Annotated in this window: 23 protein-coding genes and 1 pseudogene; 13 read left to right on the top strand and 11 right to left on the bottom strand. The window is 55.1% G+C overall.

The window, feature by feature from the left end:
- Position 1: 1 nt before the first annotated feature.
- Genes RHK62_RS07740 through crtR form a run of 3 tightly spaced genes read right to left on the bottom strand, consistent with a single transcriptional unit; the run spans position 2 to position 3,154 of the window.
- Positions 2-1,240, bottom strand: coding sequence for an endo-1,4-beta-xylanase (locus RHK62_RS07740; RefSeq protein WP_310453538.1), 1,239 nt, complete (start codon positions 1,238-1,240; stop codon positions 2-4).
- Between the two features lie 55 nt (positions 1,241-1,295).
- Complete coding sequence (locus RHK62_RS07735; protein ID WP_302677845.1) at positions 1,296-2,255, bottom strand: ABC transporter ATP-binding protein; 960 nt, start codon at positions 2,253-2,255, stop codon at positions 1,296-1,298.
- A gap of 14 nt (positions 2,256-2,269) precedes the next feature.
- Positions 2,270-3,154: a beta-carotene hydroxylase gene (crtR, locus tag RHK62_RS07730; protein WP_399364977.1), complete on the bottom strand. Its 885-nt coding sequence runs from the start codon at positions 3,152-3,154 to the stop codon at positions 2,270-2,272.
- Positions 3,155-3,308: 154 nt separating this feature from the next.
- On the opposite strand from crtR, the gene recN reads away from it, so the two are divergent.
- From recN to RHK62_RS07690, 8 genes are all read left to right on the top strand, one after another.
- Positions 3,309-5,027 carry a DNA repair protein RecN gene (recN, locus tag RHK62_RS07725; protein WP_310453537.1) on the top strand — a complete coding sequence of 573 codons (1,719 nt, stop codon included), beginning with the start codon at positions 3,309-3,311 and terminating at the stop codon, positions 5,025-5,027.
- 67 nt (positions 5,028-5,094) lie between these two features.
- Complete coding sequence (locus tag RHK62_RS07720) at positions 5,095-5,460, top strand: resolvase (protein WP_206199471.1); 366 nt, start codon at positions 5,095-5,097, stop codon at positions 5,458-5,460.
- Between the two features lie 41 nt (positions 5,461-5,501).
- Positions 5,502-6,770, top strand: a complete 1,269-nt coding sequence (hisS, locus tag RHK62_RS07715) for a histidine--tRNA ligase (protein WP_302677843.1) — start codon at positions 5,502-5,504, stop codon at positions 6,768-6,770.
- Positions 6,740-7,462 carry a CbiX/SirB N-terminal domain-containing protein gene (locus tag RHK62_RS07710; protein ID WP_310453536.1) on the top strand — a complete coding sequence of 241 codons (723 nt, stop codon included), beginning with the start codon at positions 6,740-6,742 and terminating at the stop codon, positions 7,460-7,462. The genes hisS and RHK62_RS07710 overlap by 31 nt, the downstream gene beginning before the upstream one ends.
- Positions 7,459-8,478, top strand: coding sequence for a polysaccharide pyruvyl transferase CsaB (gene csaB, locus RHK62_RS07705; RefSeq protein WP_310453535.1), 1,020 nt, complete (start codon positions 7,459-7,461; stop codon positions 8,476-8,478). Before RHK62_RS07710 ends, csaB begins: the two co-directional genes overlap by 4 nt.
- Positions 8,479-8,541: 63 nt before the next feature.
- Positions 8,542-9,111: a hypothetical protein gene (locus RHK62_RS07700; RefSeq protein WP_310453534.1), complete on the top strand. Its 570-nt coding sequence runs from the start codon at positions 8,542-8,544 to the stop codon at positions 9,109-9,111.
- A 145-nt stretch (positions 9,112-9,256) separates the two neighbouring features.
- Entirely contained in the window at positions 9,257-10,177 is a 921-nt protein-coding gene (locus tag RHK62_RS07695; RefSeq protein ID WP_399378062.1) for a heme A synthase, read from the top strand.
- Between the two features lie 17 nt (positions 10,178-10,194).
- Positions 10,195-11,148, top strand: coding sequence for a heme o synthase (locus tag RHK62_RS07690; RefSeq protein WP_302677839.1), 954 nt, complete (start codon positions 10,195-10,197; stop codon positions 11,146-11,148).
- Here the strand turns inward: RHK62_RS07690 and RHK62_RS07685 are convergent.
- Positions 11,145-12,035: an alpha/beta fold hydrolase gene (locus tag RHK62_RS07685; RefSeq protein ID WP_206199465.1), complete on the bottom strand. Its 891-nt coding sequence runs from the start codon at positions 12,033-12,035 to the stop codon at positions 11,145-11,147. The two genes, RHK62_RS07690 and RHK62_RS07685, sit on opposite strands and share 4 nt — an antisense overlap.
- A 67-nt stretch (positions 12,036-12,102) precedes the next feature.
- Between RHK62_RS07685 and RHK62_RS07680 the strand changes: the two genes are divergently transcribed.
- Positions 12,103-12,879, top strand: coding sequence for an SDR family oxidoreductase (locus RHK62_RS07680; RefSeq protein WP_310453532.1), 777 nt, complete (start codon positions 12,103-12,105; stop codon positions 12,877-12,879).
- Here the strand turns inward: RHK62_RS07680 and RHK62_RS07675 are convergent.
- Positions 12,847-14,253 (bottom strand): type II CAAX prenyl endopeptidase Rce1 family protein, encoded by a 1,407-nt coding sequence (locus RHK62_RS07675; RefSeq protein ID WP_310453531.1) that lies wholly within the window; start codon positions 14,251-14,253, stop codon positions 12,847-12,849. The genes RHK62_RS07680 and RHK62_RS07675 overlap by 33 nt on opposite strands.
- Before the next feature lie 129 nt (positions 14,254-14,382).
- Between RHK62_RS07675 and RHK62_RS07670 the strand changes: the two genes are divergently transcribed.
- The 3 genes from RHK62_RS07670 (at position 14,383) to RHK62_RS07660 (ending at position 19,465) form a co-directional block, all read left to right on the top strand.
- A complete protein-coding gene (locus RHK62_RS07670; RefSeq protein ID WP_149821614.1) occupies positions 14,383-14,895 on the top strand; it encodes an inorganic diphosphatase in 513 nt (170 codons plus the stop codon).
- A 307-nt stretch (positions 14,896-15,202) separates the two neighbouring features.
- Positions 15,203-17,866 (top strand): type I DNA topoisomerase, encoded by a 2,664-nt coding sequence (topA, locus tag RHK62_RS07665; protein WP_206199462.1) that lies wholly within the window; start codon positions 15,203-15,205, stop codon positions 17,864-17,866.
- On the top strand, positions 17,867-19,465 hold the full coding sequence (locus RHK62_RS07660; protein WP_310453530.1) for a radical SAM protein: 1,599 nt from the start codon (positions 17,867-17,869) through the stop codon (positions 19,463-19,465).
- A gap of 114 nt (positions 19,466-19,579) precedes the next feature.
- On the opposite strand, the pseudogene RHK62_RS07655 reads toward RHK62_RS07660, so the two are convergent.
- The 3 genes and pseudogenes from RHK62_RS07655 to RHK62_RS07645 all read right to left on the bottom strand — a co-directional run.
- A pseudogene (locus tag RHK62_RS07655) lies at positions 19,580-19,891 on the bottom strand (transposase); the annotation flags it as partial.
- Positions 19,892-20,117: 226 nt separating this feature from the next.
- Positions 20,118-20,612: a hypothetical protein gene (locus tag RHK62_RS07650; RefSeq protein WP_206201544.1), complete on the bottom strand. Its 495-nt coding sequence runs from the start codon at positions 20,610-20,612 to the stop codon at positions 20,118-20,120.
- A gap of 3 nt (positions 20,613-20,615) precedes the next feature.
- On the bottom strand, positions 20,616-20,810 hold the full coding sequence (locus RHK62_RS07645) for a hypothetical protein (protein WP_149817974.1): 195 nt from the start codon (positions 20,808-20,810) through the stop codon (positions 20,616-20,618).
- Positions 20,811-20,884: 74 nt separating this feature from the next.
- Here RHK62_RS07645 and RHK62_RS07640 point away from each other — a divergent pair, with 74 nt between their 5' ends.
- The gene (locus RHK62_RS07640) at positions 20,885-22,036 is read left to right on the top strand and encodes a trypsin-like peptidase domain-containing protein (RefSeq protein WP_310453529.1); all 1,152 of its coding nucleotides are present in this window, start codon (positions 20,885-20,887) and stop codon (positions 22,034-22,036) included.
- 1 nt (position 22,037) lies between these two features.
- Here RHK62_RS07640 and RHK62_RS07635 read toward each other — a convergent pair whose 3' ends face one another.
- The 3 genes from RHK62_RS07635 to RHK62_RS07625 all read right to left on the bottom strand — a co-directional run.
- Complete coding sequence (locus RHK62_RS07635; protein WP_302679131.1) at positions 22,038-22,394, bottom strand: hypothetical protein; 357 nt, start codon at positions 22,392-22,394, stop codon at positions 22,038-22,040.
- A gap of 14 nt (positions 22,395-22,408) precedes the next feature.
- Complete coding sequence (locus RHK62_RS07630; protein ID WP_302679130.1) at positions 22,409-23,422, bottom strand: zinc-dependent alcohol dehydrogenase family protein; 1,014 nt, start codon at positions 23,420-23,422, stop codon at positions 22,409-22,411.
- A gap of 155 nt (positions 23,423-23,577) precedes the next feature.
- Positions 23,578-24,474: hypothetical protein (locus tag RHK62_RS07625; protein ID WP_310453528.1), on the bottom strand; the 897-nt coding region annotated here is incomplete at its 5' end.

Genomic DNA, 24,474 nt, shown 5'->3' with positions numbered 1-24,474 from the left:
CTCATAGCCGAACGGTGACGGTTTTCCCCCCTTGAGGCAGTGTCAACTCCTGTGTGCGGGTTTGGCCTTGGGCTGTCACTGTTAGGCGATACCGACCAAGATAGCCGCGTCCTTGCCATTGGCCTTGGGCATTGGTTTGACCCGTCACCCTTGTCCACCAGTCCTCAAAAAGGAGTTTGCGGTAGGCGATCGCCGCTGGCTTGGCGGAAAAGTCTTGGCGATAGAGTCCGGCTTGGGGACGCCAATGGTTCCCCGCCCAAAAGCCCCAAAGCAAAATTTCCTTGACTGCGGGGTGGGCAAAACCAATGCGGTAAATTTGGCGCAGGGTCTGGGCCTGCTGTTGTTCGTCCGCCAAACTCACACTCACTTCGGTAATTTTCAAGGGCAGATTGAACTGGGCGAGGGTATCGAGGGCACGCTGCATTTTGGCCTCATCCAAGGGATATTCCAGATGGGCTTGAATACCGATCCCGCCAAGGGGAACCCCTTGCGCCAAGAGACGACGAATCTGCTCAACATAGTCATTCAGGCGATCGCCCTCAATGATGCCGTAGTCGTTGACATAGAGAATCGCATCGGGATTGCCCTCACGGCACCATGCAAACATCTCTTTGACAATGCCCTCACCCAAGCGACTGCGGAAAAAATTGCCATGGAGCATCTCATTGTTGACATCAAATTCGTTGATCCGACCGCGATAGTGGCGACACACGGCAATGGCATGGTTTTTCACCGCTGCGCGCAATTGCTCTGGTGGCAGTGTTTTCAGCCATGGGGGATTAAACTGCTCTACTTCCCAAAAAAGGGTATGCCCCCGCATTGGCCAGCCTTGGGCCTGCACCCAGCTGAAAATGGTGTCAGCCATGGTAAAGTCCAGCTTGCCCTGCTCTGGCTCCAATTGATACCACTTGAGGGCATTTTCATGAACCGCCGCATTGAAGTTTGCCTGAGCCGTTTGTTTGTACCAAGGCGCAGCCGCGGGTGGGGAGGGGCGAAACATCTCGGTGTCAAGGGCAATGCCAAAGGGAAAGGCATGGCTTTGCTGCAGCAGTTGGATGCGGGCATGGGGAATCGGACGGCCTTGGCCATTCTCAACAACGACGGTGAGGGGCGCCTGTCGCAATTGCTCAATTTGCTGGCTGAGGGCATCAGTGGCCACAGAAGAGGCAGAGGTACCACAGGCAACCACTAAAAGAGCGGCCAAGCAACTCAACCAGAGAAAACGGCGCCAGTTCAGCATGAATCAACCCTTAGATCACTAGAGCTTCAGACGGATTGTCGCTATCCCAAGCTCCCTAATGGGTCACTTGAATCCCCTGTTGACGCAGTTGTTCGACAAAAAACTCTTCGAGGGTGGGGCGCGCAAGGCGCAGTTGGAGGATTTTGCCGCCCATCTCTTCAACGAGGGTGAGGAAGCGTTGGAGGGGAATTTTGATCACGCCTTGCCAGCGATCGCCCTGAATTTCTAAGGAATAGAGCCATTCCTGAAGGCCATCCACATGACCGCCTTTGCCCACCACGTGATAAGCTTCGCTACTGCCAAGGAGTTCATCCACACCGCCTGCGCAAATCAATTGCCCTTGCGCCAAAATACCAATGCGATCGCAAATGGCCTCGACATCCGCCAGCACATGGCTATTAAAGAAGATCGTCTTGCCCTGCTGTTTTAAGGAAAGAATGATCTCGCGAATTTGGTAGCGGCCAAGGGGGTCGAGACCCGACATGGGTTCGTCCAAAAAGACCACTTCGGGATCGTTAATCAGGGCTTGCGCCAATCCTACCCGCTGCACCATCCCCTTCGAGTAGCGGCGCATTTGCTTTTTGCGGGCATCCTTGAGGTTGAGGCCCACCATTTCCAACAGCAGAGGAATGCGTTCCTTGCGGGTGGCAGCACTGAGGCCAAAGAGTCCCGCCGTAAACTCTAGAAACTCCCAAGCGGTTAAATAGTCGTAAAAGTAGGGATTTTCCGGCAGGTAGCCAATCCGCTGTCGCACAGCGCGATCGCCCAAGGGATGTCCCAGCAGCGTACCCTGCCCTGCACTGGGTTGCACTAGCCCCAAGAGAATCTTCAGCAGGGTGGTTTTACCGGCACCATTGGGTCCCAGCAGGCCAAAGGTTTCCCCTTGGTGCACTTGCAGCGAGACAGACTTGAGGGGCGTGAGCACCGTCCGCAGCCAAAATCCGCTACGGTAGGACTTTTGTAAGTTCTCAACCGCCACCACAGGGGGGCGATCGCCCGCAGCGTCAGCCAGCATATCGGAGATTCACCTCAGGAAGAACGAGGGCGATGGAAATGCAAACCCACCAAAGCATCATAGAGAAAGGGCAAGAAATTCCCTGGTTCCAATATACCAAGGGTTTGTTTGCAGCCGTGGGCATCGAGAAGCGGTTTAACGGCGTAGTAGGCCGGCTGCACTTTGTACCAAGGAATATTCGGCCAGAGGTGATGGATGAGGTGATAGTTTTGGCCAAAAATGAGAATGTTCAGGAGGCGACTGGGATAGACCCGCGCATTGTGCCAGCGATCGCGCTCGGTATGGGGACGATGGGGAAAATAGTCAAAAAATAGCCCCAACATCAGACCCACCACCCCAGCGGGCAAAAACCAATAGTTGAGCACGTAGTCTAAATAGCCATTAAGCGCCGCAAAGGTGACAATGCCCACCAGCGTCAAGCGACTGAGAAACCACTCTAGGAGTTCGTACTTCCGCCAAAGCTGCCGCTTAAAAAAGAAAACCTCGTGGTAGAAAAAGCGGGGCGCGATTAGCCACAGGGGACCCCCTTTGGAAACATAATGGTCGGGATCGTTTTCGGGATCATTGACATGGGCATGGTGCTGCATGTGCACCCGCGTAAAGACAGGGAAAACAAAGCCCAACATCAGGGCACTGCCATGACCCATAATTGCATTCATGATGCGGTTACTGTGGGCAACATTGTGGGAGGCATCGTGGATTACTGTGCCCATGAGGTGCAAGGCCAGCATATTGGCCACAAATGAGACCCAGCCCGGCCAGTGACCCTGAAAGTAGCCCCAAGTGGATAGAATGGCGATCGCAAATGCGGCAAAAAACATCACTAAAGTGGGATTAAAGCCCACTGGTGGACCTAAAAATTCCTTGGGAACCGTGGCCGGGATCGCTGCCTCCGTGATCATCCGCGCGGTCGCTCCTCACATTGTTGCAAAATGTTACCTTCATACTATGTAGGCTAATCAGCGGTACAAAATCAAGTCGCACGATCCCAAAAGTGGGTCACCGCCCTTTGCTCAAGGATGGCCCTAGAACCGTTGCTCTAGTGGAGCCACAATGCTACAAACGCTGCGGATTCAGAACTTTGCCCTCGTTGCGGAGCTAGAGGTGACCTTTCAGCGGGGGTTGAATGTCCTCACGGGGGAAACGGGGGCAGGCAAGTCGATTCTCCTCGATGCCATTGATGCTCTCCTTGGGGGGAAGCTCTCGGCGCGGCAATTGCGATCGGGGACAGAGCAGGGCTGTATCGAAGCTATTTTCACCCTGACCCCCCCAGTGAGAGACTGGCTGGCCACCCTAGAAATTGATGCTGAAGGGGATGAGGTGATCTGTAGCCGCGAGTTTAGTCTCAAGGGGGAAACCTTTCGCAGTCGCAGCCGGGTCAATGGTGTGCTAGTGAATCGCCAGCAACTTCAGGAATTGCGGCGGCACCTTGTGCGCCTGACAGCTCAAGGACAGGCAGTGCAACTGGCCAGCGCTTCTCAACAGCGGGATTGGCTCGATCGCTATGGGGGCGAGGCCTTAATGAGCCAGCGGCAGCGGGTGGCAGACGCCTACCGAGTATGGCAACAACGGCAACGGGAATTGCAGGATTTTGCCGCTCAGGAACAGCAACGGCTCCAGCGACTCGACTTACTGCACTTTCAACTGCAAGAACTGCTGCCGGCTGCCCTAGACGACCCTGAAGAACTGACCCAATTGCAACAGGATTACCAACGCCTCAGCCATGTGCAGGAACTGCAAAGCCAAAGCCAACAGGCCTATTACCTCCTCTACGAAGGGGAACCCAGTGTGGTGACGTTGCTGGCGCAAGCCCAAGGGGCACTGCAATCCATTGTCGACTGGGATCCAGCGCTTCAGCCGATGAGCGAATTGTTAGAGGGGGCGATCGCCCACACCGAAGAAGCCGCCCGCCAACTGCGCAGTTATGCTGATCGCCTCGATGCGGATCCAGCTACGCTCGATGCCCTAGCTCAGCGCATTCACCAATTACAACGCCTGTGTCGCAAGTATGGCTCTGATTTGGCCAGTGTTATTGCCTATCGCGATCGCATCCAAGCAGAATTAGCAGCCCTGAGTCAACAATCCATCAGCCAAGAGCGCCTAGCGGCAGAAGTTGCCCAACTGCGGCAGGCCCTTGAACAAGCCAGTGCTGAACTTCACGAATTACGACTAAGGGCGGCAGAACGCCTCGAACAAGACCTCCTTACCCACCTTTGCCCCCTTGGACTTCCCCAAGCCCGTTTTACTGTGCAGTTGACGACCACAGAAGCCAGTAGTAGCGGCAGTGATGAGATTACCTTTCTCTGGAGCGCCAACCCCGGTCAACCCCTGCAACCCCTTGGGGAGGTGGCCTCTGGCGGTGAAATGAGCCGATTTTTACTGGCGTTGGAGACCTGCTTGACGACACAGCAAACACCGAAAACGCTAATTTTTGATGAAATTGATGTCGGGGTCTCTGGCCGCGTCGCGGGGGCGATCGCCGAGAGTTTAAGCCGATTGGGGCAAACCCATCAGGTGTTGTGCGTTACCCATCAATCCTTGATTGCGGCAGCGGCTGATCATCACTATTTGGTGCAAAAGGACATTGATCCCAGTACCGCCACAACGGTAATTCGTGTGCAATACTTAACCAGTGAGGCACGTGTCCAGGCTCTTGCGGATTTAGCGGGGGGCGATCGCTCGGCAATGGCACTGTCATTTGCCAGTGGCCTATTGGCACAGCAACAACGCCCCTTTCCGCCTAACGCCAAAGGAATTAGCATGAAAACCTAACGATTTGATGTCCATATCCTTACAGTAAAATAAGTTTGATAGCAACATTACCGTTTGGCCGTTCTCAATGCAGCGTTCTTCCTATCCTGCCGGGGGGGATGAGTTAATGACCATTGATCAAGTGCAGCAAACTCTCCGCCGCTCCCGTGCGTCTATTTATCGTTATGTCAACACCAATCATGAAACCATGAATCCCCCCTTTGATCCCCAACGCCTCAATCCAGAGCATCGCAAAAGCCGTCGTGAACCACTGCTGTTTCACCCCAATGAAGTGGCTCGTTTTGCCCGTGACGTGATGGGCATTACTACCCTCCAAGTGGAATTAAAAACCACGCCCCCCAATCCGACAGATGATCTCCTCAAGGAAATTCTCGGGGAATTAAAGCACATTCGCGAGGTTCTAGAGCGGGTGGAGAAGTTACTAGGAAGCTAGGCAGGTATAATACGTCTGTTTCATTTGCGCATTGACCACACATGGGTTTGCAAGCACCACGGGGAACTCGCGATATTTTGCCCGCTGAGCGGGTCTATTGGCAGTATTTAGAAACCATTGCTCGCCAGATTTTAGATCGCGCTGCCTACCGCGAAATTTGCACTCCCATTTTTGAGCAAACCCCTCTGTTTGAGCGGGGCATTGGCGAAGCCACCGATATTGTCAGTAAGGAAATGTACACCTTTAGCGATCGCGCTCAACGGTCGCTGACGCTGCGGCCAGAGGGCACGGCGGGGGTGGTGCGCGCCTATATTGAACATGGTTTGCACAGCCAAGGGGGCGTCCAACGCCTGTGGTACCTAGGGCCCATGTTTCGCTACGAGCGGCCACAGTCCGGTCGCTATCGCCAGTTTCACCAGTTGGGGGTGGAAGTTTTAGGCAGTGCCGATCCCCGTGCCGATGCCGAAGTCATTGCTGTGGCTTTAGATATTTTGCAGGCCTTGGGACTGAAGGAGTTAACCCTGATGCTCAACTCCGTGGGCGATCGCGAGGATCGCAGTGAATATCGTCAGGCCTTGGTGGATTACCTCACCCCCTACAAAGCAGAGTTAGACCCCGATTCCCAAGAGCGTCTGCACCGCAACCCCCTGCGCATTCTCGATAGCAAAGACCCTCACACCCAAGCGATTGTGAAGGAAGCGCCGCGGCTGTTGGACTATCTCAGTCCGCGATCGCGCGACCATTTTGAGCAGGTGCAATCCCTCTTGCAGGATCTGGGCATCCGCTACCAGATAAATCCTGCCCTTGTGCGCGGCCTCGACTACTATACCCATACCGCCTTTGAATTTCAGGATTTGCGTTTGGGCAACGAGGGAACCGTCTGTGGCGGCGGTCGCTACGATCACTTGGTTGAGGAATTAGGGGGACCTGCCACCCCCGCCATTGGTTGGGCGATGGGACTGGAACGGTTGATTTTACTCCTGCGCGATCGCCCGTTGCCGCCGCGTGATCAACCCTACCTTTATATGGTGACCCGTGGCAAAGCTGCCGAACGCCAAGGCCTGATTTTGGCACAGCAATTGCGGCATCAAGGCTATACCGTAGAAATGGATCTCAGCGGCAGTGCCTTTGGTAAACAGGTCAAACGCGCCGATCGCGTCGGTGCCACCGTTTGTTTGGTGATTGGCGAGAGCGAAGCGGCCGATGGCACAGTACAGCTGAAGTGGCTGGCCTCTGGGGAACAGGTCTTGGTACCGCAACAGGAACTGTTGAGCGAAACTTGGCGATCGCGCTTTTCTGCCCCATCATGATGGCCTATTTTCTCATTAGCCACGGCAGTCCTGCCCCTGAGCCACAGGCGGCAATGGCCTTTTTGTGTCAGCAACTCACCCGCCTAGGAATGGTGGGCTGGGGCACCCTTGAGGAAGAACCACTACCTAACAAGATTCAGGAATTCAGTGGCCAAGCGCAACGTCAAGGCGCTCAGCGGGTAGTCATCCTACCCCTGTTTTTACTACCGGGCAACCATGTGGTGGTGGATCTGCCGCAGGCGATCGCGAGTACTGACTCGCCTTTACCTTTAGAACTATTGACCTTCTTAGGGGGGCAACCCCTGTTTCAAGCGTGGTTACGGCAGGCGATCGCCGATGCAGCCGCCGATATTCTCCTTGGCCACGGCAGTCGTCGGCCTGAAGTTCACCCTTGGTTTGAGGAACTGTGTCAGACCTGTGGTGTGCGTCCAGCGCTGCTGACCGAAGTGGGAAGTTTAGACCATGCCCTTGAGACGCGGATGGCTCAGGGGTATACCAGTAGCAAAATTTATGGCTACTTTCTCTTTGGCGGTAAAACCGTTGATCAGGTTCACAGCCAACTGGCGACATGGCAAGTCAGGTATCCCCACCACGCTGTTTCCTTGGTGCCAGCCATTCAACCCACCTCCGCCTTGATCAACGTTCTTCAAGACATTCTTCAGGCAGTGCCGCTAGTGGAGCCTGTCGCATGAGTCAAGTCTTTCTCTGTGGCTACTACGGCTATGGCAATGCCGGGGATGAAGCCCTCTTGGCAACGCTCCTCGAACAGTTGCCGCCCCACGTTTCACCGGTTGTCCTCAGCGGCAATCCTACAGCCACAGCAGCCCGCTATGGCGTTGCTACCTGCGATCGCCACCAGTGGCCAAAGGTGCTGCGCACCCTACAACAGAGCCAAGCCTTCATTTGGGGTGGTGGGAGCCTCATTCAGGATGTCACCAGTTGGCGCAGCCCCCTCTATTACCTTGGTTTGATGACCCTTGCACAGCGCTTTGGCTGTCGCACTATTGCTTGGGCACAGGGGATTGGCCCTCTGCGATCGCCTTTCTATCGTTGGTGGACACGGGCCCTTCTGCGGCGTTGTCTTGCAGTCACGGTGCGCGATTCTGGGTCAGCGGCTCTCTTGCGGCAGTGGGGCATTCCCCATCAACAGGGTGCCGATCCCGTGTGGCTGATGTCAGCCCGTCCTGTGCTACCTCCCAAGGACAAGGCACCCATTGCTGTGTGTTTACGTCCCCATCGACACCTCACGGGCGATCGCTGGCAGCTTCTGAAAATGGCCTTGCGGCAGTGGCAGGCAGAGACGGGGGTACCGCTTTTGCTGTTGCCCTTTCAGCCCCAACAGGATTTGCCCTTGGCTGAGGATCTCTATGGGGCATTAGTCCCTGAGCAGACGCAACTCGTGTCCTGTGAGGATCCCCGCGAGATGAAGGGACTGTTGGCGACAACGGCGGGGGCGATCGCCATGCGCCTCCATGCCCTGATCATGGCGGCTAGTGTGGGTTGTCGCTGTTTTGCCCTCAGTTATGATCCCAAGGTGAGTTACCTCATGGCCGATACGGGTATGGCGGGGGTTGAACTAGCAGCATTGCCCCCTGACCCCACTGCCTTGATCCACCAATGGCAACACACCTTCACAGCCCCCGTGCCCGACTATCAACCCTACCTGCAATCGGCTGCGGTTCACAAGGCAGTACTGAATCTCCTCTAGGCCAGCTCTTCAGCAAGGATAGGATAAGATCAACTCGATGCGTCGTTTTATTGCGGCAACCCCATGAGCGAATTCCACCGCCGCTATCCCACCGGCAGCATTGTCAGTGATTTATTGCAAATCCATGACGGCCTCTTTATTGTCAAAACCACCCTCCTTGTGGGCGACACGATTCTAGCCACGGGGATGGCTGCTGCCCCCACCCTAGAACAGGCGGAAGATAGTGCTCGCCAGCGTGCCCTGCAACTTCTCGGTATTCACCTCCCTGTGCAAACGGAGGCGGAACTGATTCCCCGCACCCCCGCAGTCCTCGAGGCAGCTCCTTGGTCAGAGGCCAGCAATACTGATCTGCTCTTGGAACCCACCACTCCTGCCAATTCCCGCCGCAGTAAGCCAGCGGTCAAACCGGCTAGCGAGAAGCCCCCCCCTAAGCGCGAACCCGTGGATTTAGCGGATGAAATTGCCCAAACTACCGTGGAAATGAAACGCTTGGGATGGACAGAGGCCGAAGGGCGGGCTTGTTTGCTGCAACGCTATGGCAAGCGATCGCGCCAGCAACTGAGCGATGAAGAACTCTTGGATTTTCTCCACTTTTTGCAGCGTCAACCCAGTGCCGGAGAGCCATCGTTTTAGACCTTCAAACTCGGCAATCAAATGCAAGAAAAATTTATACTCTAGCGAAAACTTAAAGAAAAGCTATAGATTTTCACGCCAGCCCTGATCTCCCCCTTAGCTTCTTTACCATGAAGAAGTTGTTGCTGTCGAGGAAAAATCCGTGCTGGGGCCTTTTCATGTCTCACCCTTGACCCTAGGCAGTGATCCCAGTGCCCGTCGCCAGTGGATTTTTCGCCTCGTGCTGCTGATGACGGTCTTTACCCTCTTTTTGATGGCGGTGGGCAGTGCCACACGGGTGATGGATGCCGGTTTAGCCTGTCCCGATTGGCCGTTGTGCTTTGGCACGCTGGTACCGCAAATGGATTTGCAAATCTTCCTAGAGTGGTTTCACCGCCTGCTGGCCACCAGTTTAGGGCTGATGGCGATCGCCTTTGTAGGATTGAGTGTGGCTTGGCGGCAAGCTCTGCCCCCTTGGGTGCCCTCTGCTGCTGCGGCGGCATTGTGCCTTGTGATTGTGCAGGGGATTCTCGGTGGCCTGACGGTGACTGAGTTGCTGCGCTTTGAAATTGTTACCGCTCACCTGGGCACAGGACTGCTCTTCTTTTGCCTTTTGGCAGCCATCACCGTTGGTTTAGCTCCCTTTCGGGGTACGGGGAGCGCCCGTTGGTTGCGGATTGCCGCAGTGATTGCCGCGCTATGTGTCTATGGCCAAAGTTTGTTAGGGGGCTTGGTGTCTTCGCAGTGGGCAGTGCAGCAGTGCCTCTATGGCGATCGCCTGTGTGTAGTCCTCAATAGCCATCTGATCGGTGTTGTCCCAGCCACCCTGAGCGTTTTAGGGGTGGTGATTGTTGCTTGGCGTAGCCCAGCCTCGGCTCCCCTCTTGCGGCAACTGAGTTTCTCGCTTCTGCCGGTGGTGGCTCTGCAAGTAGCCTTGGGCTGGAGCACCCTACAACTAAAGCTACAGGTGCCGGCACTCACCGTTGCCCATCAAATGATTGGCGCCACCCTCTTGGGGGTGTTGGTTGCCATTTCCACATTGGCATGGCGCGATCGCCAAGCTGGTTCCCTGAAGCATGAATTTTGAACGATCTTGAGGCTCGCATGACATTCCTAGCCAGACTTTCCTCCTCAACGGGGGATCTCTCGACAAAATTAGTGGACTATGTCCAACTCACCAAACCGCGCTTAATTCTGCTCTTTTTGATTACAACTGCGGCAGCAATGGAAGTAGCAAGCCAAGGTCGGGTGGCTCCCCAATTGCTCCTAATAACCCTTGTCAGTGGTGCCTGTGCAGCGGCGGCAGCGAATACGATCAACTGTCTCTATGACCGCGATATTGATGCCATTATGGAGCGGACGCGCCATCGCCCTTTGCCAGCGGGTCGGGTGGCTCCTTGGGAAGCGGTGTTTCTAGCAGTGCTCTTGGCAACAACGGCCTTTAGCCTCTTGGCGGTCTTTGCCAATCTCCTGAGTGCCTGCCTTGCTATGGCCGGAATTGCGGTGTATGTGGGAGTCTATACCCACTGGCTGAAGCGGTCTTCGCCGCAAAATATCGTGATTGGCGGTGCGGCTGGGGCGATTCCCCCCTTGGTGGGTTGGGCAGCGGTGACGGGAGAACTGAGTTGGGCGGCTTGGGTGCTGTTTGCCATTATCTTTATCTGGACGCCGCCCCATTTTTGGCCGTTGGCGATGCTGATTCAAGAGGACTATGCCCGTGTGCGGGTGCCGATGCTGCCGGTGGTTAACGGCGATCGCGTCACGGCACGGCAGATTTTTCTCTACACCTTGGCACTGGTGCCCACCAGTCTGCTGTTAATCTACCCCTGTGGTGTCGTGGGCTGGGGCTATGGTGTGGTGGCGATCGCCCTTGGTAGTTGGTTTATTTACCGCGCGTGGCAGTTGACCCAAGCCCCAGAGGACAAAGAACAGGCACGCAGCCTCTTTAAGTTCTCGATTCTCTATATGATGCTGCTGTGTGCTGCCATGGTCGGCGATCGCATTCTCTTGCCCCAGTTGCCAGAAAGCCTCGATGCCCTTGCTTGCCTCTTGAGTTAGGCGTGTCCCAACTGTTGCAACCACTCAATGAGGATCGGGTTCACCAGCTCCGGGCGATCGTCATGGGGGCAGTGGCCAGTATTGGGCAGTCGCTCAATGCGAATCGGCAAGCGATCTTGATGGGCTGCAAAGTGCTGAGTCCCCGACACCGGCGTCCAAGGATCCACCTCACCCCAGAGCACCAGAATCGGCACTTGAATTTCTGGCAGCAAATCCACAATTTTCGGTCCCGGCGGTGCTGAAATCACACGGGCAAACACTTCCTTGGCGCCGGCATCCATGGCGGGTCGATGCAGTAGTTCCACCAATTCATCGGTAATGGCGTCGGGATTGGCATAGACTTGGGTCAGGGTTTTGCGGATGCGCTCCGGCTGCCGAATCTGGTTAAAGATCAAATGACCAATGCCGGGAGAGGCAACCAAGGTGCGAAAGATGGCCGTAAAGAGGCTTTGCATCCAATTCAGTTCATTGGGACGGTGGTTGAGTCCCCCGGCACAGTTGAGAACACTCACCGCACGGCAGGTGTGGCCATAGCGAGCCGCCATCATCAGACACAGCAGACCACCAATGGAATTCCCTACCCAAACCACGGGTTCCCCAATGTGGGCTTGCCAAAAGTCCGCCAGTAGCTCGGTCCACAGATCCAAACTGTAGGTTAAATCCGGCTTTGCCGAAGCACCAAAACCCAGTAAATCAAGGGCATAAACACGGTAACCTGCGGCGGTGAGGGCAGGGATATTTTTGCGCCAGTGACCAATAGAGGCACCAAAACCATGAACCAACACCACTGGGGCACCACTGCCATTGACGCTGTAGCGAATGTGATGGCCACGCCAAGTCCAATCTGCGGTGGGAAAAGCTGCGGTGGCTGAAAGCGTAGAGGTCATTCTGCCCATTCCCGAAATGTATTACTTTTAGAATAGCGATCTTTAAGTTTCGTAACAATTTTATTTTATGGCAACCGCACTGATTACGGGGGCAACGGGGGGATTAGGGCAGGCCTTTGCCCAAGCCTTGGCCGATCGCCAGCACGCTTTGATTCTCACTGGTCGCCACCTCGACACCCTAGAAAAGCTAAAGACGCAGCTCAGCACCCAAGTACCGGTTGTAGGTATTCCCCAAGACCTTAGCGAACCCAATGCGGCGCTCCGCCTCTATGAACAGATTCAATCCCTAGGACTAACGGTGGATGTATTAGTCAATAATGCTGGTTTTGGCGATTATGGGGCCTTTGACGAGCGCGATCGCCAGCAATTGACAGCCATGCTCCAAGTGAACATCACAGCGCTAGTAGAACTCACCCATCTCGTGCTCCAAGAAATGCGCCCCCGTCGTCAAGGCACGATTATCAACGTTAGCTCCATTGCTGCCTTTCAGCCCCTGCCTTATCTCGCCGTCTATGCCGCCAGCAAAGCCTTTGTTCGCCACTTCAGCGAAGCCCTGTGGGCAGAAGTTAAACCCTTGGGTATTCGGGTACTTGCCGTCTGTCCCGGACCCACTGCCACCAACTTCTTTGAGCGTGCCGATATGACCCGCAACTCGGCTCTCATTGCCCGGCAGGACACTCCCGAACAGGTGGTTGCCGAAACCCTTGCGGCGTTGCAAACCGATGTGGCCACGGTCATTCCCGGTCAGCCCGCCAATCGCTTCCTTGCCCTTGCTGGTCGGTTGGTGCCCCGCCAGTGGTTGGTGCAGCAGTTAGAACCCCGCTTCCGTCCCCCCGCTCAATAGGAGCAAGCCCAAAAAGGAGCCACTGTTCCAGATGCTGTGGAGAATCATGGCTGCACCGATATTTTGCGATCGCCAGTAGATGTAGCTGAGCACGGTTCCCAAAACTGTCAAGGGCAATAGATCGGCTAAATTCAGGTGGGCAATGGCAAAGAGGAGTCCCGTCACCCCCATGGCAGTGCCGAGGGGCAAATAGGATTGCACCGAACGAAAGAAGAATCCCCGAAAGAGAATCTCCTCAAAGAAGGGCGCCATCACTGCCACCATGACATAGAGTAGGGCAAAGGTGGTGTAATCGCGGCTTTGTAAAATAATTTCCAGTAAAGGATTGCCGCCCCCTTGATTTTTCAGCAGGGCTTGACTAATCAGCGAACTGACCACGACTAAGGGCAGTGCCGCCAAATAACCGCCGACCCCCCAACGCAAGGCACCCCCTAACCCCCCTTGCCAACATAACCAATCTGCAGGGCGCTTACCAAAGGGACGCAGAAAGTACCACAGCCAGCCCAAGCCAGCAACCATCATCATCCCGTAGCTCACTAAGGCATACAGCGTTTGAGCCATCGCAGAGCGCAGCGGCAGTCCCATGCCAATCAGGGAGCGCACCAAGGGCATGAGCACCAAGCTAATGGCAAAAAAGAGAGTAAACCAGATTACCATGCCTTCCCAGAGGGTTTCCCAGCCCCATGTCACGGGGGTCAGGGGTGGCAGAGTGTTCCCGTGCTGGCGGCGGCGCAGGTGTTGATAGATCCAGACAATCCAAAGAACAATCCCAATCAAACTTCCTAGCAGAGGAGTTGTGCCAATCAGGGCAAGGCGATAGAAGGCTGCTTGGGCGCGCTGCTGTTCTGCACGGGTCAAGGTCATCAGGGCGTCGGATCGCTGTTGCAGTTCATAGAGGCGTTCGAGGGCGCGATCGCGAAACCAGCCTTGAAGGGTGTTTTTAATCAACGTTTCCCCATCGGGAAGCAGTTGGGGGGAATCAGCCCACAAAGCCATCAGCACTTCTGCGGTACTGCGGGTTGTCCCTTGAGCCTCATTAATGAGGAGTTGCCATGTGTTGAGGGCGCGATCGCGCTGCCCTGCTTCAGCATAGAGCAGTCCCAACTGCAGACGCAGAGGCTGATTTTGCGGTGTGGGGGTTGCCAGCACCGCTTCGTAGGCTTGGATGGCAGCTTCTAAATTGCCCACTAGGCGATCGCGGGTTGTGGCATCTCCCAGACCCTGCCATTCTCGGGCTTGTAGTGACAAATTGGTCTGAAATAGGTTAATTTGCCCTTGGGTTTGGGGTTCTAAATAACTGCCCAGCAACGACACCGTCATGAGGGCAGCGACCACGACACTGAGGGCTGCAAGCACCAACTGCTTTAGAGACATAGGGCAAAGCTGACAAGGGACTCCCCAAAACCTTAGCGGAAAGCGACCCAAGGGATCAATTCAGTGCTTGCTTCAATGTCCCGATCTCGATTAAATGGAGACTTGTTGCGTGGACATGATTCTATGGGTATTGATCTGAGCCGTATTCCTGCCCAACCCAAGCCGGGTGTTGTCAATGTGCTGGTGGAAATTGCGGGGGGCAGTCGGAATAAATATGAGTTTGACAAGGAAATGAACGTCTTTGCCCTCGATCGCGTGCTCTATTCGGCGGTGACCTATCCCTATGATTATGGGTTCATTCCCAATACACTGGCGGATGATGGCGATCCCCTCGATGGTCTAGTGATCATGGATGAGCCGACGTTTCCGGGATGTGTGATTCCTGCCCGTCCCATTGGCATGCTGGAGATGATTGACAGTGGCGATCGCGACGAGAAAATTCTCTGTGTGCCTGTTGATGATCCTCGCTATGCTGAGGTGACGTCCCTCAAGGACATTGCGCCCCACCGCCTCGAAGAAATCGCTGAGTTCTTCCGTACCTACAAGAATCTGCAAAAGAAAGTGACTGAAATTCTTGGCTGGCAGGATGTGGATGCGGTGCAGCCCCTTGTTGAAAAATGCATCAAGGCCTACAAGGGCTAGTATCTTACCAGCACAGGCTCTAAAAAGAGGCGGGTTCGCTCCTGTTGCGGACGACGAAACAGTTCTTGGGGCGATCCTTCCTCAATAATTTGGCCATCGGCAAGAAAGACAACGCGGCAAGAGACTTCACGGGCAAAAAAACCGTTATGCTGACTAAACAGATTCTCCGCATCGCCTATTGGTTAGGCTAGGCTTATCAATATAAGAAGTGCTTCTCCTTGCTCCCCATGATACGGTGGGAGAACACAATTCTATGATCGATCGCTAAACTTGAGAGTGCCGAAAAACCCATCCCGCAGCATCTGCTATGTCCACCCTTGTCATCGTTGAATCCCCGACAAAAGCCCGTACCATTCGCAAATTTCTGCCCCCGGACTATCGCGTTGAAGCCTCGATGGGTCATGTTCGTGATCTGCCCCGCAGCGCTGCTGATGTGCCCCCTGAACTCAAGGGGGAGGAGTGGGCAACCCTAGGGGTGAATGTCGCTGCTGGCTTTGAACCCCTCTACATTGTGCCTAAGGACAAGCAAAAAGTTGTCAAAGACCTGAAAACCGCACTGAAAACTGCTGACGAACTCCTGCTTGCGACCGATGAAGACCGCGAAGGGGAAAGTATTAGTTGGCACTTGCTGCAACTGTTGGAGCCAAAGGTGCCCGTGCGGCGCATGGTCTTCCATGAAATTACGGAAGAGGCCATCCAAGAAGCCCTGCGCAATTGCCGCGATGTCAATCAACAACTCGTGCGTGCCCAAGAAACGCGGCGTATCCTCGATCGCTTGGTGGGCTATACCCTGTCGCCCCTGCTGTGGCGGAAAATTGCTCCCCATCTGTCGGCGGGGCGGGTGCAGTCGGTGGCAGTGCGTCTATTGGTGCAACGGGAGCGGGAACGGCTGGCCTTCCGCAAGGGGCAATTTTGGGATCTCAAGGCCACGCTGGATCAACGGGGAACCCTCTTTCCAGCCCGTTTGGTGAGTGTCGGCGGTCAACGCTTGGCCACGGGCAATGATTTTGATCCTGCTACAGGACAGGTGCGCAACCCTGAGGCGGTCTTGCTTTTGGATGAGGCGGCGGCCAATGCCCTGCGCGATCGCCTGCTGACGGAAACATGGACGGTCACTGAACAGGAGGAGCGCCAACAAACCCGCAAACCGGCTCCCCCCTTTACCACCTCGACGCTGCAACAGGAAGCCAACCGCAAACTGCACCTCTCCGCCCAAGAGACGATGCGCATTGCCCAAAAGCTCTATGAAGAGGGCTATATCACCTATATGCGCACGGACTCGGTGCATCTGTCGGAACAGGCGATCGCTGCTGCCCGCAATTGTGTGGAAGCCATGTATGGCAAAGCCTTTTTGTCGCCCCAGCCGCGCCAATACACCACCAAAACCAAGGGCGCCCAAGAAGCCCACGAAGCGATTCGCCCTGCGGGTAGTCAGTTTCGCACCCCCCAAGAAACTGGCCTTAAGGATCGGGAACTGGAACTCTACGACCTGATCTGGAAGCGCACAGTGGCCTCACAAATGGCCGATGCCCGCGTCACCCTGCTAACGGTCTCGATTACGGCAGGGGATGCCCTCTTCCGTGCCCACGGTAAACGCATTGATTTTCCCGGCTTTTTCCGTGCCTATGTGGAAGGGTCGGATGATCCCGATGCCGCCCTTGAAAGCCAAGAGGTGATGCTGCCCCTGATGCAGGTGGGGGATATTCTCCGCTGCCAAGCCCTTGAAAGTGTCGGTCACGAAACCCAGCCGCCGCCACGCTACACCGAAGCCAGCCTGGTCAAAGCCCTCGAGCAAGCCGGCATTGGGCGTCCCAGCACCTACGCCACGATCATCAGCACGATCCAAGACCGCGAGTATGCCATTCGGCGGGGCAATGCCCTTGAACCCACCTTTACTGCCTTTGCGGTTACGGCACTGCTGGAGAAATACTTCCCCGACTTAGTGGACATTAACTTCACGGCGCGGATGGAGCAAACCCTTGATGATATTTCCACGGGGGAGGTGCAGTGGCAGCCCTACCTTGAATCCTTCTACTTGGGTGAAAATGGCCTTGAGCAGCAGGTCAAAGAGCGGGAGCGCACAATTGAGTCCACAGAAGCCCGGGCGATCGCCCTGCCAGAACTGAATGCCGAAGTGGTGGTGGGTCGCTTTGGTCCTTTTGTCGTCTATCAAAATGGCAATGGCAGCGAACCCATTAAAGCCTCCTTGCCCCAAGATGCCACTCCCGGTAGCCTCACCCGCGAACAAGTGGAGCAATTAATTCGCCAAAAACTAGAGGGTCCCGACAAGCTGGGCGTGCATCCTGAAACCGGGGAACCGATCTTCTTACTCACGGGACGCTTTGGCCCCTATGTACAGTTGGGGGAAGCCACAGCGGCCAATCCAAAACCCAAACGAGCTTCTCTACCCAAGGGGGTCAGTCCCGACGAAGTTACCCTAGACTTGGCGATTACGCTGTTGTCGCTGCCCCGCACATTGGGAGTTCATCCCGAAACGGGCAAGCTGATTCAGGCCAATCAAGGTCGCTTTGGCCCCTACATTGTCCATGACCCCGACGGTGAGAAGGACTATCGTTCCCTCAAGGGGGAGGATGATGTCTATACGATTACCCTAGAGCGTGCCCTAGAGCTACTGGCAACCCCAAAATCCAGTCGTGGCCGTGCCAAGAAGCAGGTGCTCGCGGTGTTGGGGACTCACCCAGAGGATGGCGAGCCAGTGCAAGTCTTTGATGGTCCCTATGGTCTTTATGTCAACCACGGTAAGGTGAATGCCTCACTACCGGAGGGGGTGAGTCCAGAGACCATGACCCTTGAGCAAGCCCTGCCCCTCTTGGCGGAGAAAGCACCGAAGAAAACCCGCCGCAGCGCAACAGCCACTGCCCCGAAACCAAAATCAACCACCAAAAAGACCAGTACAAAGACGGCCACCAAGACCGCAAAAACCAGCCGCCGTAAGTCAACGGAAACCTAGGTGAATTCCCCCTTTACTGCTGAAACCCTCCTTTTTGAGCGATCCCGCCCGCGGCCAGAGGCACTGCGGGTCATCTATGGCTTTCCCAATACCTACAGCGTTGGGATCACCAGCTTAGGGTATCAACTAGTGTGGGCACAACTGGCCAGCCGTCCTGATGTGGCCGTGAGTCGCCTCTTTACCGATGTGCAGGAGCCACTGCCTCGGGATCCGCAGTTGGTGGGCTTTTCCTTCTCGTGGGAGTTGGACTACGGCAATCTACTGGCGCTGTTGGAGCAGTTGGGCATTCCCATTTGGCAGCGCGATCGCCACGATCGCCATCCTTTGGTCTTTGGCGGTGGTCCAGTGCTGACGGCCAATCCCGAACCCTTTGCCGACTTTTTCGATGTGATTTTACTGGGGGATGCCGAACCCCTCCTTGAGCCGTTTTTGACGACCATGGCACAGGTGCGCGCTGCCCCGCGATCGCAACAGTTGGAAGCCCTTGCCCAAGTGCCCGGCCTCTATGTCCCCAGTCTTTATGCCGTCAGTTATGCCAGTGCCACAGGCCCGATTCAAGGAATTGAACCCCGAAAGCCCACGGTACCCGCCACAGTGACCAAACAAGTCCATCGCGGCAATACCCTTGCTGCCTCAACGGTGGTCACCCCCCTCGCCGCTTGGGAAAAGATTTACATGGTGGAGGTGGTGCGCAGTTGTCCAGAGCTATGTCGCTTTTGTTTGGCCAGTTATTTGACCTTGCCCTTTCGCACGCCCAGTCTCGAAACACTGATTCCTGCCATTGAGCGGGGGCTAGCGGTCACCGATCGCCTAGGGCTTTTGGGTGCCTCGATTACCCAGCATCCCGAATTTCCCGCCTTGATTGAGCATCTAGGCCAACCACAATTTGACCATGTGCGGGTGAGTTTAGCGTCTGTGCGCACAAATACGGTCACTGCATCCCTTGCCCAACTCTTGAGTCAACGGGGCAGTCAATCCCTGACGATCGCCATCGAAACGGGGTCTGAGCGGCTGCGCCAAGTGATCAACAAAAAGCTTGAGACTGAGGAGATTCTTGCCGCTGCCAGCCATGCCCAAGCCGGCGGCCTCAAGGGGCTAAAGTTTTATGGCATGGTGGGACTGCCCACAGAAACCGATGCCGATGTTGCAGCTACGGTGGATCTCTTTCGCCAATTGAAAAAAACAGCGCCGCGCCTGCGACTCACCCTTGGCTGTAGTACCTTTGTGCCCAAGGCCCATACTCCTTTTCAGTGGTGGGGCGTGCAACCCGTGGCCGAAAAACGCCTGAAGTTCCTGAAAAAAGAATTGGCCAAATTGGGGATTGAGTTTCGTCCTGAATCCTATAATGACTCGCTGATTCAAGCTTTAATTTCGCGGGGCGATCGCCGGCTTGCTCCCCTGCTTGAGCAGGTACGCCACTACGGCACTTCCTTGGGCAGTTATCGGCGGGCGTTTAAGGAACTGCAAGGCCAGTTGCCCGACTTTGAAGCCTACGTCACTGCCCATTGGCCAGAGGAGACGATCTTACCGTGGCAGCATCTCCAGAGTGGCCTGCCCACTCAAACCCTGCAAAAGCATCTGAAGCGCGCGATCGCCTAGGCCGGTCTGCGCTGATACCCCTCTTTAGTGACTTTAGGCGGATGAAAAGACACGTTGTTGGTTCCACTGATGCACAAGTGGGCAAATATAGTTATTCCAATAAAGAATAAGACATTATCCAGCACAACAATTGCGAATCACCTCATCAATCGAACTGTTTGACCCTGCATACATCCGCGATCGCTTCAACGCACTGAAGTCGTGCTTAATCACATTCAAATCAGGAGAGTATTTCGGTAAAAATAACACCTCGTGACCCGCCGCTTTCACCACTGCCTGAATCGCCCCTTTTGGATGAATCGGTGCATTATCCATCATCAACAACGAAGGTCTCTTTAATGCCGGCAAACAGTACTGACTCAGCCAGCTCACAAACCCTAACGCATTCAAATATCCTGAAAACAGCATTGGGGCGATGAAGTCTTTCTGGTATCTATACCGTCCTGCGACTCAACTCTCTCTTTTCTGACGCTTCCCCGCTCGCTCTCCATCAATTCGTTCGCCTCGCGCTGACCACCCATACTCACACTCCACTCGAGAGTCAAACCCCCTCTCATCGATAGACACCAGCGTTTCCTTGCCGTGGCTCTCTACCCATGTGTTCCTAAATTCCGATACTGAAAGCCCCCGACTTTAGTCGGTGGGAAGTTTACTATAGCCAAGCTGCCAAGAGTGTGACCACGCCCAAGCCCGTGAGGGCAAGCCAGATGAAGGCATTCGGTAAAGGCGTAGCAGGGGGCGGTGGTTCTTGGGGTTTTGGGGTGGCAGCCGATGGCTTTTTCGGGGAACGGCTGTAGGGGGACGTGTAGGCGCGATCGCCCACATGGGATAGGTCGGGAATTTCGCTGTACCATTCCGGACGGCGTTTGAGTTGGGGAGCCTCCAAAATCGCCAGCAAGCGACGACTTTCCTGCCGCGTGTGATGATCTGGGTGTCGTTGGAGTTGACGGCAGAGGCTGACGGCAGCCCCTTGATCGCCAGCAGCACTATAGGCCGTGACTAACCAGAGGCTAATTTCCCCCGATCGCACCGCATTTCCCTCCGCCAGCGCCGCCGCCTGTCCTAAAAGAGCAATCGATTGTTGGTAGTTTCCCCGCTCGAAGGCCTGTTGCCCTTGCTGAAAGAGGGCAGCGACTGCATCCGTCATGGCCTATGAGCTGACCCCCACGTCTTCGACCACAATAAGCCCCTTTTTGAGCAGCGCTTGCAGGTCAGCATTGTGGGTTTTGCAGTTGCGCCAGCGCCGCTCATCGACATTTTCATTGCGACCGGGCTGCAGGGTCACAGGTCCAAAGAAACTATCAAAGGTCATGGGCTGTTCGAGGTAGCTAATCACAGTCAGCATGCCAGCAGAGGTTCGACAAACTCACTATTTTCAGGATAAGGCTAGAGTGGATCTGCTGCCGAGTTGAGTTGAGTATGGTTCGCACGCGGTTGAGTCTCGTTGGGATGGCGATCGCCCTTGTGGCACTGACGGGCTGTCCATTGCGTTTGCCCGATCGCAACTCCCCCACCCCTAATACGGAGGCGTCTCTGCCTCCCCTTGCCCCCACGGAGCGACCCAATGCGGGGGAGAATTTCATTGCCAAGGTGGTTGCTGAGGCAGGGCCAGCGGTGGTGAGCATTGATACCCTACGACTGCCCCGCAGTCAAGAGGATAGTTTTCTCAATCCTTTTCCAATACCAGATGTGCCGCTGCGCCAAGGTCAAGGCTCTGGGTTTATATTTACCCCCGATGGCAAGATTATGACCAATGCCCATGTGGTGGAAGGCGCCAGTGCCGTGCGAGTCACGCTCCCCGATGGTCGCCAGTATGATGGCAAGGTGGTGGGTGCAGATTCCCTGACGGATGTGGCTGTTATTCAAATTGATGCCGAAAATTTACCCACCGTACAGCTGGGGAATTCGGATACCCTTGTCCCGGGCGAGTGGGCGATCGCCATCGGTAACCCCTTGGGGCTAAGTAACACCGTAACCGCCGGCATTATTAGTGCAACGGGGCGTGCCAGTAATGAAATTGGCGCTGCCGATAAGCGGGTGAGCTTCATTCAAACGGATGCGGCGATTAATCCGGGCAATTCCGGGGGCCCTCTTCTGAATGCTGCTGGTCAAGTGGTGGGCGTCAATACCGCCGTGATTTCCCAAGCGCAGGGCCTGGGTTTTGCCATTCCCATCAATACGGCCTATCGCATTGCTGAACAGATTATTACTACGGGGCGCGCCCAGCACCTCTATCTGGGGATTCGCATGGTGCAATTGACGCCAGAAGTGGCTGCCCAAATCCGTCAAGATCAGCCCAACTGGACACTGAATCAAACCCAAGGGACGCTAATCGTTGGTATTGCCCCCAATTCGCCGGCGGCTAAAGCGGGTCTGCAAGTGGGAGATTGGATTGCCAAAATTAACGATCTCAATCAACCCACCCCGCAACAGGTGCAAAGCGTGGTTGAGCAAACAAAGCTAGGGCAGACCATTACCTTAGAGATTCAACGGGGCGATCGCCGGCAAACCGTGAGCCTGCAACCGGAGCCAATGCCACCAGAATTGTATCCCTCTTCGCAGCCAGAATAAGTTAGCGTCGAGGCTCCGACAGTACTGCTTCCCCCGTGAACCACCGACCACAGTCACTGAGGCGCCCATTAAAGATGCGGCAGGTGCGATAGAAGTTGTTCTGCAACAGCACCGTTTCCCCTGTGAACCAACGGCCACAATAACTGAGGCGTCCATTAAAGATGCGGCAGGTGCGATAGAAGTTGTTCTGCAACAGCACCGTTTCCCCTGTGAACCAACGGCCACAATAGCTAAGGCGTCCGTTAAAAATGCGGCAAACCCGATAAACATCACTGCGGGGCGTTTGGCTGAGCCATGTCGGCACCCCTTGAGCCTGTTCCAGCCCGATGAGAAGGGCGGCAAGAATCTGAGCAACCATCAGAAAATCCCCAATTATGGGACGAGTACCACCTTACCCTGCACCAAGCGTTGGCTGAGATAGCGATGGGCATCCGCCGCTGCACCGAGGGGAAAGGTTTTATCGACAACAACCTCTAGTTCGCCGCGATCCACGAGGGTGGCCACCTGCTCAAGGATTTTGCCCTGATGGGCAAGGGCATCACTCAACCCCATGAGTTGCGGCGTCAGCATCAGTGTGAGTTGGATCAAGAGGTTGCGTTGGCGGGCAATTTTCCACGGCGTATCGGCGGCGGGTTCCAAGAGGGTGGCGAGGGTGCCATAGGGACGCACCGCTTTGAAGGTGTCGCTAAAGGTGGTACCACCAACGGTATCAAGGGCAAAATCAACTCCTTTGCCCTCTGTCCAGTCCAAGACTGCCTGTACCCAATCACTGGTGGTGTAGTTAATGGCAAGGGTGGCTCCGAGACGTTCAGCAAAACGGGCTTTGGCTGCGGAACTAATCGTTGTGGCAACTGTTGCCCCCGATCGCCGCGCCAGTTGAATAGCGAGATGCCCCACCCCGCCCGCCCCGGCATGGATGAGAACGGTTTTTGCGGTGGAGAGGACATTCAAAGGTGGGACTGCCCCGCGATCGCCCAAGGCTTCCCAGGCCGTAATCACTGCTAGGGGCAAGGCAGCGGCCTGAATAAAGGAAAGGGTTTTGGGCTTGTGGGCAACGGCAACTTCAGGAACAACGGTGTATTCGGCATAGCAGCCGCCGCGATCGCCCAAGCCCCCATAGCAAAAATAAACTTCATCCCCTACGCGAAACCGCTGCACCGCTGCACCCACAGCCACGACCACCCCTGCGCCATCACAGCCGAGAATGGCGGGCCGGCGATCGGGAAAAAATGTTCCCCGCTGTCGCAGCTTTGTATCAATGGGGTTCACACTGGCCGCCCGCAGTTGAATTTTCACCTCATTGGCAGCTTGAATCTGCGGCTCAGGCATCTCCCGCAGCGCTAAAACATCGGGGTCACCAAATTCTGTGATGGCAACGGCTTTCATTGTTGCTGCGTTTCCGTTGACTCCGCTGGGTGCACGACTTAACACCAATTTTGACACACTGCCCGCCCTAAAGGTCAGGGATGCTTGTTACTGGTTCCGCGACCTTGCTTGCCACCTCAGGTTCAGGCACTGATCTCCCCCCCTGAAGCCCCCTTTTAGGAGGAAGTGTTTCCATTAATTCGGCTGGGAAAGAATCCCAGCGCTTGAGGGGCAGGTGCAGGTTGAGGGGCAGGCGCTAGGTCAACACCGTGAAAGACTAACGGCAAGTAAAACAGGCCTTTCCAGTTGTCGGAAAACTCTACCAAGAGATTGGGATTAGTTAGGATGCTAAAAATACCATCCTGTAAAGAACGTGGCGTTCGGGTATAAAATTTGTGCAGTATTTCGGCAAGCGCGGAAAGGTCTGAGTCATCCATTGGATCGCCTTTGTATAAAATAGTCCGTTCAAGCGAAAAGTTCTCAGGAATTTTCCCGTGCTCCAAGATGCTAAACACCACTTCCACTTGTGTCGAAAGCCATCCAAGTGGAATAAAAATCCGCTTGGCAATTAAGCGCTCACGCAGCTTAGAAACTTTGGAGTGAGCAGTCTTAGATTGCGTAAATACGCACAACGCCAAGGGTTCTAAGTCGACGTGGTAAACGGCACGAGAGCCGCTGCTAGTAGTAGCAGCTTGAATTGATGCGGTTTTGACCCGGTCATAATGCACTTGAGGGGCAGGTGCAGGTTGAGAGGCAGGCGCTAGGTCAAAACCGTGAAAGGCTAACGGCAAGTAAAACAGGCCTTTCCAGTTGTCGGAAAACTCTACCAAGAGATTGGGATTAGTTAGGATGCTAAAAATACCATCCTGTAAAGAACGTGGCGTTCGGGTATAAAATTTGTGCAGTATTTCGGCAAGCGTGGAAAGGTCTAAGTCATCCATTGGATCGCCTTTGTATAAAATAGTCCGTTCAAGCGAAAAGTTCTCAGGAATTTTCCCGTGCTCCAAGATGCTAAACACCACTTCCACTTGTGTCGAAAGCCATCCAAGTGGAATAAAAATCCGCTTGGCAAT

It is taken from the genome of Thermosynechococcus sp. HY213 (assembly GCF_031460975.1).
In the GTDB taxonomy this organism is placed as follows: domain Bacteria; phylum Cyanobacteriota; class Cyanobacteriia; order Thermosynechococcales; family Thermosynechococcaceae; genus Thermosynechococcus.
The sequence above is the reverse complement of the archived record's forward strand: the minus strand, read 5'-3'. Positions and strand labels throughout refer to the sequence as shown.

Excerpts from the sequence above, each read along its gene's own strand:
- topA (WP_206199462.1), top strand. The coding sequence starts at position 15,203 with ATGTCCACCCTTGTCATCGTTGAATCCCCGACAAAAGCCCGTACCATT.
- RHK62_RS07645 (WP_149817974.1), bottom strand. The coding sequence starts at position 20,810 with ATGCTGACTGTGATTAGCTACCTCGAACAGCCCATGACCTTTGATAGT.
- RHK62_RS07700 (WP_310453534.1), top strand. The coding sequence starts at position 8,542 with ATGAGCGAATTCCACCGCCGCTATCCCACCGGCAGCATTGTCAGTGAT.
- RHK62_RS07720 (WP_206199471.1), top strand. The coding sequence starts at position 5,095 with ATGCAGCGTTCTTCCTATCCTGCCGGGGGGGATGAGTTAATGACCATT.
- csaB (WP_310453535.1), top strand. The coding sequence starts at position 7,459 with ATGAGTCAAGTCTTTCTCTGTGGCTACTACGGCTATGGCAATGCCGGG.
- RHK62_RS07740 (WP_310453538.1), bottom strand. The coding sequence starts at position 1,240 with ATGCTGAACTGGCGCCGTTTTCTCTGGTTGAGTTGCTTGGCCGCTCTT.
- RHK62_RS07630 (WP_302679130.1), bottom strand. The coding sequence starts at position 23,422 with ATGAAAGCCGTTGCCATCACAGAATTTGGTGACCCCGATGTTTTAGCG.
- RHK62_RS07690 (WP_302677839.1), top strand. The coding sequence starts at position 10,195 with ATGACATTCCTAGCCAGACTTTCCTCCTCAACGGGGGATCTCTCGACA.
- RHK62_RS07735 (WP_302677845.1), bottom strand. The coding sequence starts at position 2,255 with ATGCTGGCTGACGCTGCGGGCGATCGCCCCCCTGTGGTGGCGGTTGAG.
- RHK62_RS07675 (WP_310453531.1), bottom strand. The coding sequence starts at position 14,253 with ATGTCTCTAAAGCAGTTGGTGCTTGCAGCCCTCAGTGTCGTGGTCGCT.
- RHK62_RS07650 (WP_206201544.1), bottom strand. The coding sequence starts at position 20,612 with ATGACGGATGCAGTCGCTGCCCTCTTTCAGCAAGGGCAACAGGCCTTC.
- hisS (WP_302677843.1), top strand. The coding sequence starts at position 5,502 with ATGGGTTTGCAAGCACCACGGGGAACTCGCGATATTTTGCCCGCTGAG.
- recN (WP_310453537.1), top strand. The coding sequence starts at position 3,309 with ATGCTACAAACGCTGCGGATTCAGAACTTTGCCCTCGTTGCGGAGCTA.
- RHK62_RS07635 (WP_302679131.1), bottom strand. The coding sequence starts at position 22,394 with ATGGTTGCTCAGATTCTTGCCGCCCTTCTCATCGGGCTGGAACAGGCT.
- RHK62_RS07685 (WP_206199465.1), bottom strand. The coding sequence starts at position 12,035 with ATGACCTCTACGCTTTCAGCCACCGCAGCTTTTCCCACCGCAGATTGG.
- RHK62_RS07640 (WP_310453529.1), top strand. The coding sequence starts at position 20,885 with ATGGTTCGCACGCGGTTGAGTCTCGTTGGGATGGCGATCGCCCTTGTG.
- RHK62_RS07680 (WP_310453532.1), top strand. The coding sequence starts at position 12,103 with ATGGCAACCGCACTGATTACGGGGGCAACGGGGGGATTAGGGCAGGCC.